Below are 9,613 nucleotides of genomic sequence, written 5' to 3' on the forward strand. Positions count from 1 at the left end.
CCACCCGCCCCCACGAGCACCACCACACACACCAGTCCCACCAACCGGACCCGGAACCCCCGAAACCCCCCGACAGGCATCCATCGCATGGTCCTTGCTCTACCATCCCCACCGTGTCAGCACCGGTGAAGGACTCGCACTGCTCCGCCTGCGGAGCCCCCTACCCGCCCGCCGCGGCGTGGCCCCGCACCTGCCCCGCCTGCGCGACCGTGGCGTACCGCAACCCGCTGCCCGTCGCGGTGGCCCTGCTCCCCGTCGTGGACGACGAGGGCACCGGCCTGGTGGTCATCACCCGCACGATCGAACCCGCCCGCGGCGGCACCGCCCTCCCCGGCGGCTTCATCGACCACGGCGAGGACTGGCGGACCGCCGTCGTCCGCGAACTCCGCGAGGAGACCGGCATCGAGGCCCCCGCGGACCAGGTCGAGCTCGCCGACGCGCTCAGCTCCCCGGCCGGCCACCTCCTCCTCTTCGGCCTCCTCCCGCCCCGCCCCCGCACCGCACTCCCGCCCCCGGTCCCCACCGCCGAGACCACCGGCTGGCATACCCTCCGCACCCCCGCCCCCCTGGCCTTCCCCCTCCACACCCAAGCCGCCGCCGCCTGGTTCGCCGGCAGCTACACCCCCACCGCCCGTCACCCCGCCTGACCCGTCCGCCGGGTGCGCGCGGCTCAACGGTCGTACACGGTCACCGCCACGTCCCGCGCGCACAGCTCCTGCGTGACCAGCGGCTCGATCCGCTCCCACTTCCCGCCGGCCAGCCCGCACCCGATCCGCGGCATGTGCACGGAGGCCCCCAGCTCCGTCGCGTGCCCGGCGAGCGCGCCCAGGCACCGCGCCACGGCGTCGTACCGGATCGGCAGGCCCCCGCTACCGGTCCTGATCCCCCGCTGGCCGACCATGTTGGCGACCCACGTGTCCTCCCGGACGCGGACGAGTCGTACCGCGCCCAGCCCGAAGTCGTTCCCCGCCCGCTCCCGGTGCCAGCGGCGGTAGTCCCGCTCCGGCTCCGGCCACCGGCGCGAGAGGGCGAGGACGAAGCCCTTGCCCCAGCCGCCCAGGTCGTTGCAGACGTGCGCGATGATCTTCGGCCCCTTGGCCCGGGGGACGGTCGCGTCCCCGGCGATGATCTCGAGTTCCCTCACCACCCCATGCTCGCCCCCACCACTGACAGCCCGGTGGCGAAGCCCCCCGTCACACCCCCCGCACCCGCACCGGCAGCTCCGGGGCCGTGCCGTCCTCGCGCTCCACCCAGACCTGGCCGCCCGCCCACCGCGCGACGAACCGCTCCAGCTCCGGCAGCGCGAAGCCGTCGCCCTCGTCCCGTACCAGGAGACCGCCCCCGGTCCGGCCGAGCGCCGGCGCCCACACCTCCAGCTCCAGACCTGCCGCGCCCCGCACCGGCACCACCGCACCCGCCCGCGCCAGCACCGGGACCCGCCCCGCCGGCGCGTCCAGCAGCACCTGCCCCGGACCCTCGTACGCGGCCCCGGTGGCCGTGTCGTACCACCGGCCCCGCGGCAGCCGCACCGCCCGCCGGTCCGCACCCGGTTCCAGCACCGGAGCCACCAGCAGCGCGTCCCCCAGCAGGAACGCGTCCTCGCAGTCCCGCAGCGCCCGGTCCTCCGGAGCCCCCCACCACACCGGCCGCACGTACGGCGCCCCGGTCCGGTGGGCCAGCTGCGCCAGCGTCACGAAATACGGCCGCAGCCGCTCCCGTTCCGCGAGCGCCGCCCGCGCGTGCTCCAGCACCTCCGCCCCGAACTCCCACGGCTCCCGGCGCCCCGCCCAGATCGCGGCATGGGTGCGGAACAGCGGCAGGTACGCCCCCAGCTGGAACCACCGCAGGTACAGCTCCGGCGACGGCGAACCCCCGAACCCGCCCACGTCGGGACCCGAGTACGGCACCCCGCACAGCCCCAGCCCCAGCACCAGCGCCAGCGAGGCCCGCAGCCCCGGCCACCCCGTCTCCACGTCACCGGACCACGTGCCCCCGTACCGCTGCATCCCCGCCCAACCCGACCGCGAGAACAGGAACGGCCGCTCCGCCGGGCGCAGCCGCACCAGCGCCTCGTACCCGGCCCGCGCCATGGCCAGCCCGTACACGTTGTGCGCGGCGCGGTGGTCGCCGCCCGCCCCCTCCAGCGCGTGCCGTGCCGACCGCGGCAGCGTCATGTCCCCGAACGGCCGGAACGACACCGGCTCGTTCATGTCGTGCCACACCCCCGAGAAGCCCTGCGCCAGCCGCTCCTCGTACAGTCCGCCCCACCACTCCCGCGCCGCCGGATCGGTGAAGTCCGGGTACACGCACTCACCCGGCCACACCTCCCCCCGCACCTCGCGCCCGCGCGCGTCCCGCACGAACGCCCCGGCCGCGCGCCCCCCTTCGTACACCGCGTCCCCCGGCTCCGCCTTGACGGCCGGGTCCACGATCGACACCAGCCGCACGCCCTGCTCCCGCAACTCCCCGGCCAGCGCCGGAAGATCCGGGAACCGCTCCCGGTCCACGGTGAACACCCGGTGCCCGGCGTAGTGGTCGATGTCCAGGTGCACGGCCGCCAGCGGCAGCCCCCGCTCCCGGTACCCGGCCACCACCCGCCGCACCTCGCGCTCGCTGCCGAACCCCCACCGCGCGTGCTGGTACCCCAGCGCCCAGGACGGCGGCACCGCTGGCGCCCCCGTCAGGGCGGCCCACCCCCGCAGCACCCGCGCCGGCGTCCCCACCAGCACCCAGCCCCGCAGCGGACCGCCCTCCATGCGCAGCTCGGACACACCCGGCCGGTCCTGACCCGACCCCGCGCCCTCCTCGCCCTCGCGCAGCGTCACCCGCCCGTCCCACGTGCTGTCGTGGAACATCAGGTGCGTCCCCGCGTCCGACACCACCACCTGCACCGGCATCGTGATGTACAGCGGGTCGTCCTCCGGGCCGAACCCGCCCCGCGGGTCCGTGTTCCACAGCCGGTACGTGCCGTCCCGCAGCCGGGGCCCCGAGGCCCGCCCACCCAGCCCGAAGAACCGCGCGTCCGCCGGCACCTCGGCCCGCGCCAGCCACCGCGCCCCGCTGCCCGCCCCGCGCCCCGCAGCCCCGCCGGGCACCCCGTCGACCCCGTCGCCGGCCGCCCCACCCCCCGGCGCCCCGCCTCCGGCCCCTCCGGGCTCCGGCGCCCCGCCTCCGGCCCCCGCCGCCCCGGCCCGCGGACCCCCGTCCACCGCTTCCCCCACCGGCTCCCACCAGCGCGGCGGCAGCTCCCGCCGCAGCATCGCGCCCCCCGGCGTCCGCACCTCCACCGCCCCGGTCCGCGAGACCACGACGGTCACCCGCTCCGACACCACCCGCCAGCCACCGTCCGTGTCCGGCTCCAGCACCGCCCGTGGATCCGGCTCCGGCCCGCCGCCCGCCAGCGCGTACGACGGCACCCACCCCGCCCCGTCCCACCCCCAGAACACCGCGCCGCCCACCGCGACCATCACCCGCAGCTCCGAACGGGCGAACCTCAGCACCCCGCCACCGGGCAGCGGCTCGGCACCCGTCAGCGCCCCCGGCACCCGCGCCCGCTCCGCACCCCGCCGCGGCAGCGCCGCCGCGTCCGCCCGGTCGTGCCGCCAGGCCGTGCGCAGAGCGCGCAGGCCACGGGCCGTTCCGGCGTCCTTCACCGTCCGTACGAGATCACGAGCGTCCATGCCGATCACCCTGCCACCCGCCCCCGGCCGCGCGGGCTCCGTTCAACTGGCGTTCACCCACATCCGGGACCCCGCCGACCTGTGGCCACCCGCTCTGGTGCGGATGTCGATCACGTGGCATGGTCCCTCTGAGCCTGACGCGCACCACCCCGCGCGCGCCGGCACCGTACGCAGACCCCGCGCAGAGCCGCCGAACACCGGGAGCCGAAGACCCATGACCGCAGCCACTCCGCAGCCCGCACCCCTCTGGCAGCCGAGCCCCGAGCGGATCGCCGCCGCCCGGATCACGGCCTTCCAGAGCTGGGCCGCCGAGCGGTACGGGGCGCCCGCCGACGGCGGCTACGCCGCGCTCCACCGCTGGTCCGTCGACGAGCTCGACACCTTCTGGCGCGCCGTCGCCGACTGGTTCGACGTCCGCTTCACCACCCCGTACGAGCGCGTCCTCGGCGACCGCGCCATGCCCGGCGCCCAGTGGTTCCCCGGCGCCGCCCTCAACTACGCCGAGCACGCCCTGCGTGCCGCGGAGGACCCGTCCCGCGCCGGCGACGCCGCCCTGCTGTACGTCGACGAGACCCACGACCCCGAACCCGTCACCTGGGCCGAGCTGCGCCGCCAGGTCGGCGCCCTGGCCGCCCGCCTGCGCGAACTCGGTGTCCGCCCCGGCGACCGCGTCAGCGGCTACGTCCCCAACATCCCGCAGGCCGTCACCGCGCTCCTCGCCACCGCCGCCGTCGGCGCCGTCTGGACCTCCTGCGCCCCCGACTTCGGCGCCCGCAGCGTCCTCGACCGCTTCCAGCAGGTCGAACCGGTCGTCCTCTTCACCGTCGACGGCTACCGCTACGGCGGCAAGGAGCACGACCGCCGCGACACCGTCGCCGAACTCCGCGCCGAGCTCCCCTCCCTCCGCGCCGTCGTCCACATCCCGCTCCTGGGCACCGAAGCCCCCGACGGCGCCCTCACCTGGGACGAGCTGACCGCCGGCGCCGACGAGCCCGTCTTCGAGGCCGTCCCCTTCGACCACCCCCTCTGGGTCCTCTACTCCTCCGGTACCACCGGCCTCCCCAAGGCCATCGTCCAGTCCCAGGGCGGCATCCTCCTGGAACACCTCAAGCAGCTCGGCCTGCACTGCGACCTCGGCCCGGAGGACCGGTTCTTCTGGTACACCTCCACCGGCTGGATGATGTGGAACTTCCTCGTCTCCGGCCTGCTCACCGGCACCACGGTCGTCCTCTACGACGGCAGCCCCGGCTACCCCGAGACCGGCGCCCAGTGGCGGATCGCCGAGCGCACCCGCGCCACCCTCTTCGGGACCTCGGCCGCCTACGTCATGGCCTGCCGCAAGGCGGACGTCCACCCCGCCCGCGACCACGACCTCTCCACCGTCAAGTGCGTCGCCACCACCGGCTCGCCCCTGCCGCCCGACGGCTTCCGCTGGCTCCACGACGAGGTCGCGGAAGACCTCTGGATCGCCTCGGTCAGCGGCGGCACCGACGTGTGCAGCTGCTTCGCCGGCGCCGTCCCCACCCTCCCCGTCCACATCGGCGAACTCCAGGCCCCCTGCCTCGGCACCGACCTCCAGTCCTGGGACCCCTCCGGCAAGCCCCTCATCGGAGAGGTCGGCGAGCTCGTCGTCACCAACCCCATGCCGTCCATGCCGATCCACTTCTGGAACGACCCCGACGGCAGCCGCTACCGCGACAGCTACTTCGAGATGTTCGCCGGCGCCTGGCGCCACGGGGACTGGATCACGATCACCGACCACGGTTCCGTGATCATCCACGGCCGGTCCGACTCCACCCTCAACCGCCAGGGCGTCCGGATGGGATCCGCCGACATCTACGAGGCCGTCGAACGCCTCCCCGAGATCAGGGAATCCCTGGTCATCGGCCTGGAAGAGCCCAACGGCGGCTACTGGATGCCGCTCTTCGTGCACCTCGCCCCCGGCGCCGCCCTCGACGACGCCCTCCGCGACCGCATCAAGCGCACCATCCGCGAGCAGCTCTCCCCGCGCCACGTCCCCGACGAGATCATCGAGGTCCCCGCGATCCCGCACACCCTGACCGGCAAGCGCATCGAGGTCCCCGTCAAGCGCCTGCTCCAGGGCACCCCGCTCGCCAAGGCCGTCAACCCCGGCTCGGTCGACAACCTCGACCTCCTCCGCTTCTACGAGGAACTCGCCCGCACCCGCCGCTGATCCTCACGCACGGTGGCGTTGTCAGTGCCCACGGTTACGTTGGGTGAGCACTGACAGCCACCGTTGTGGGGGGACACCATGGCCTCGTACGCCAAGCACTCCGGAAACCTGCGCCGCAGCCTGCGCCGCGAAGCCCCGAGCACCGTCGGCCTGCTCGCCGACCCCGAGGACTTCGCGGCCATGGCGCGGTACGAAAGCTTCCCCTTCGAGGACCATCCGGCCTACCTCCGGCAGGTCGAAGGACTCCTCAGATCACTGGCCGCCCAGGGCATCCACACCACGGTCGCCCTCTTCGACCCGGAGGACTACGCCGACTACTGCCGCGACCAGCGGCTCGCCCCGGACTCCGCCGCCGCCCGCACCCGCTTCACCGCCGAGGTCGCCGGCACCGGCGCCGGCGTCCCCTTCACAGGCCAGCCCATCGGGGAACTCGCCACGCTCGTCATCGACGAGACCGTCCGCCAGGCCACGTGGGAGTACGCCACCCTCCTCCTGGCCGGCCTCGGCCCCTGCGCCCACTGCGGCGAGGACATCGGACAGGCCTCCTTCGACCGCGCCACCCGCCTCCTGAAGCACCTCGTCGACGGCGCCGGCCCCGGCCGCCACCACCTGGTCTGCAGCATCCCCGCCGACGAGGAGCAGCTGACCACCGTCCTGCACGCCGACGCCGGTGCGGACGCCGGTCCACCCCGGCTCGACAGCCGCGAAGCACTCGACTTCGTCACCCTCCTCGCCGCCGGACTCGCGCTCCGCGGACCCGGGGGAGTGGTCCTCCGCAGCACCACGCCGGACCTCCCCGACCGCGTCCACGCCTGGCGCCTGGACCACGGCGCGGTCCGCCCCCTGACCGCGGGCGAGGTGTTCAACGCCTACTGCACCGACGCCGAGACCGGCGAACTCGTACCGCCCGAGCCCGGCGTCGAGCACCGCGCCGGCTATCCCGTCGACCACGAGGTCCCGCACCACCCCCGCGAGTAGCTCCGCGCCGGACACGAAAGAGGAGAGGGGCTCCCGCCTCGCGACGGGAACCCCTCCCCTCTCTCACCACGCAGCTCAGCGCGTCACCGGCTCACTCGCCGGACAGCACCGCCTGCGCGGCCACCCGCGCCTCGTCGGCGGAATCCGCGGCACGCGCCGCGGCGGCCGCACGCTCGCACTGGGCCAGCGTGTACTTCGCCAGCGTCGCCCGCACGTACGGAATGGAGGCGGCACCCATGGACAGGCTGGTCACACCCAGACCCGTCAGCACACACGCGAGCAGCGGGTCCGACGCGGCCTCGCCGCAGACACCACAGCTCTTGCCCTCGGCCCTGGCCGCCTCGGCGGACATGGCGATCAGGTCGAGCAGCGCCGGCTGCCACGGGTCCTGGAGGCGCGACACCGCACCGACCTGGCGGTCGGCCGCGAAGGCGTACTGCGCCAGGTCGTTCGTGCCCAGCGACAGGAACTCGACCTCCTGGAGGATCGAGCGGGCGCGCAGCGCGGCGGACGGGATCTCCACCATCGCGCCGAACTTCGCCTGGAGACCCGCCTCGCGGCAGGCGTCCGCGAAGGCCTTGGCGTCCGTCCGGTCGGCCACCATCGGGGCCATGACCTCCAGGTACACGGGCAGCCCCTGGGCCGCCTTAGCGAGGGCGGTCAGCTGGGTGCGCAGCACCTCCGGGTGGTCCAGCAGGCTCCGCAGACCCCGCACGCCCAGCGCCGGGTTCGGCTCGTCGGCCGGGGTCAGGAAGTCGAGCGGCTTGTCGGCGCCCGCGTCCAGCACGCGCACCACGACCCGGCCCTCCGGGAAGGCCTCCAGCACCTTGCGGTACGACTCGATCTGCTTCTCCTCGGACGGCGCCTTCTTGCTGTCGTCCAGGAAGAGGAACTCCGTACGGAAGAGACCGACACCCTCGGCCCCCGCCTCCACGGCCGCCGGCACGTCCGCCGGACCGCCGACGTTGGCCAGCAGCGGCACCTTGTGCCCGTCCGAGGTCGCGCCCGGACCGGACGAGGCGGCCAGCGCCGCCTTGCGCTCGGCCGCGGCGGCCTCCAGCTCGGCCCGCTTCTCCGGGCTCGGGTCGACGAAGATGTCGCCCGTGCTGCCGTCGACGGCGATGACCGTGCCCTCCGCCAGCTCACCGGCACCCGGCAGCGCCACGACGGCCGGGACGCCCAGCGCCCGCGCGAGGATGGCGCTGTGGCTGGTCGGCCCGCCCTCCTCGGTCACGAAGCCGAGCACCAGCGCGGGGTCCAGCAGCGCCGTGTCGGCGGGCGCCAGGTCCCGCGCGATCAGCACGTACGGCTCGTCGCTGTCCGGCACGCCCGGCATCGGCACGCCCAGCAGCCGGGCCACGATGCGGTTGCGCACGTCGTCGAGGTCGGCCACCCGGCCGGCCATGTACTCGCCGGCCCCGGCGAGCAGCTCGCGGTACGAGGCGAAGGCGTCGTACACCCCGCGCTCCGCCGTGCTGCCGACGGCGATGCGCCGGTCCACGTCCGCCATGAGCTCCGGGTCCTGCGCGATCATGGCCTGGGCCTCCAGCACGTGCTGGGCCTCGCCACCGGCCAGCTGGCCGCGCGCGATGAGGTCGGCCGCCACGGCTTCCACGGCCTTGCGAGCGCGCCCCTGTTCGCGCTCCGCGTCCTCCGCGGGGATCTGCTTGGCCGGCGGCTCGAGTACCGCCGTGCCCATGTGCCGTACCTCGCCGATCGCCACACCGTGGCTCACGCCGACGCCTCGCAGCGTTGTCTCCATTTCACCCGTCTCCGATAGTGCGGCGGACCCGCCCGCCGCGATGGATGTCCGACTCGCCTTGGCGGCGAAGGGCGCGTCAGGCCCAGCTGAAGAGGCTGTCTCCGGCCTTCACGTCACCCTCGACGACGTCAGAGAGCGCGTCGGCGGTGGCCTCCAGGGCCACGATCGGGCAGATGGGGGACTTGCCGGCGGCCTCGACGGCGGCCGGGTTCCACTTCACGACGGCCTGGCCGCGCGTGACGGTGTCGCCCTTGTTGACGAGCAGCTCGAAGCCCTCGCCGTTGAGCTGGACGGTGTCGATGCCCAGGTGGGTGAGGACGCCGTGGCCCTCGGAGTCCACGACGACGAACGCGTGCGGGTGCAGGGAGACGACCACGCCGTCGACGGGGGCCACCGCCTCCGAAGGCTCGCGCACGGGATCAATGGCGGTACCGGGACCCACCATCGCGCCGGAGAACACCGGATCGGGCACTGCCGCGAGTCCGATGGCACGCCCGGCAAGAGGGGACGTCACGGTGGTCATGGATGGCCTCCCAGGGGTGGGGCTTCGTCGTGTCGCCGTCACTATGCGTATGTGTCCGGCGTACTGTTTAGAAGGGTAAGACATAAGAAGTCCGGGTTCGCCCGGTGTTGGTCCCTACCTGGGCTGGCCCTTCGGTCCTGGAGACTAGTGGACTAGACCGGTGGACTAGACCACCATACGCCTGGATCGATTTGCTTCGACACCGGGCGAGAGGTACTGTCTTAAGTCCTGCCCGACCGCCCACGTGGTTCCACGTGATCGACGGAGGGTGGGCAACCCACTTCTTCAACTTCGCTGATCAGATCTCGATCTTTCGGCTCGTTCCGCATGCTTGCGGTCCGAGTGGTCGGAGAGAGCGAAAAGCGCTGATAGTGTGGGAAACGCCGAAAGGGAAAAGCGTCGGAAACGCCGCTGGAACCGGAAAGCACCGAGGAAATCGGGTCGGAAAGATCTGATAGAGTCGGAAACGAAGGAAG

At 73.9% G+C, this 9,613-nt stretch carries 7 protein-coding genes; 3 read left to right on the forward strand and 4 right to left on the reverse strand.

Features of this window, described 5'->3' with window-relative positions:
• Positions 1 to 113: 113 nt before the first annotated feature.
• Entirely contained in the window at positions 114 to 647 is a 534-nt protein-coding gene (locus tag ACIQUR_RS34920) for an NUDIX domain-containing protein (protein WP_403673359.1), read from the forward strand.
• 23 nt (positions 648 to 670) lie between these two features.
• Here ACIQUR_RS34920 and ACIQUR_RS34925 read toward each other — a convergent pair whose 3' ends face one another.
• Positions 671 to 1,144 carry an Appr-1-p processing protein gene (locus tag ACIQUR_RS34925; protein ID WP_403673361.1) on the reverse strand — a complete coding sequence of 158 codons (474 nt, stop codon included), beginning with the start codon at positions 1,142 to 1,144 and terminating at the stop codon, positions 671 to 673.
• A gap of 49 nt (positions 1,145 to 1,193) precedes the next feature.
• Positions 1,194 to 3,680 carry a glycoside hydrolase family 31 protein gene (locus ACIQUR_RS34930; RefSeq protein WP_403673363.1) on the reverse strand — a complete coding sequence of 829 codons (2,487 nt, stop codon included), beginning with the start codon at positions 3,678 to 3,680 and terminating at the stop codon, positions 1,194 to 1,196.
• Positions 3,681 to 3,894: 214 nt separating this feature from the next.
• On the opposite strand from ACIQUR_RS34930, the gene ACIQUR_RS34935 reads away from it, so the two are divergent.
• Both ACIQUR_RS34935 and ACIQUR_RS34940 read left to right on the forward strand, forming a co-directional pair.
• Positions 3,895 to 5,874, forward strand: coding sequence for an acetoacetate--CoA ligase (locus tag ACIQUR_RS34935; RefSeq protein ID WP_403673364.1), 1,980 nt, complete (start codon positions 3,895 to 3,897; stop codon positions 5,872 to 5,874).
• Positions 5,875 to 5,952: 78 nt separating this feature from the next.
• Complete coding sequence (locus ACIQUR_RS34940; RefSeq protein ID WP_403673366.1) at positions 5,953 to 6,852, forward strand: hypothetical protein; 900 nt, start codon at positions 5,953 to 5,955, stop codon at positions 6,850 to 6,852.
• Positions 6,853 to 6,943: 91 nt separating this feature from the next.
• Here ACIQUR_RS34940 and ptsP read toward each other — a convergent pair whose 3' ends face one another.
• Both ptsP and ACIQUR_RS34950 read right to left on the reverse strand, forming a co-directional pair.
• The gene (gene ptsP, locus ACIQUR_RS34945; protein ID WP_403673367.1) at positions 6,944 to 8,614 is read right to left on the reverse strand and encodes a phosphoenolpyruvate--protein phosphotransferase; all 1,671 of its coding nucleotides are present in this window, start codon (positions 8,612 to 8,614) and stop codon (positions 6,944 to 6,946) included.
• A gap of 76 nt (positions 8,615 to 8,690) precedes the next feature.
• A complete protein-coding gene (locus tag ACIQUR_RS34950; RefSeq protein ID WP_399947284.1) occupies positions 8,691 to 9,137 on the reverse strand; it encodes a PTS glucose transporter subunit IIA in 447 nt (148 codons plus the stop codon).
• Between the last annotated feature and the right edge of the window lie 476 nt (positions 9,138 to 9,613).

Origin of the sequence: Streptomyces sp. NPDC101132 (assembly GCF_044759225.1) — a bacterium.
GTDB lineage: Bacteria > Actinomycetota > Actinomycetes > Streptomycetales > Streptomycetaceae > Streptomyces.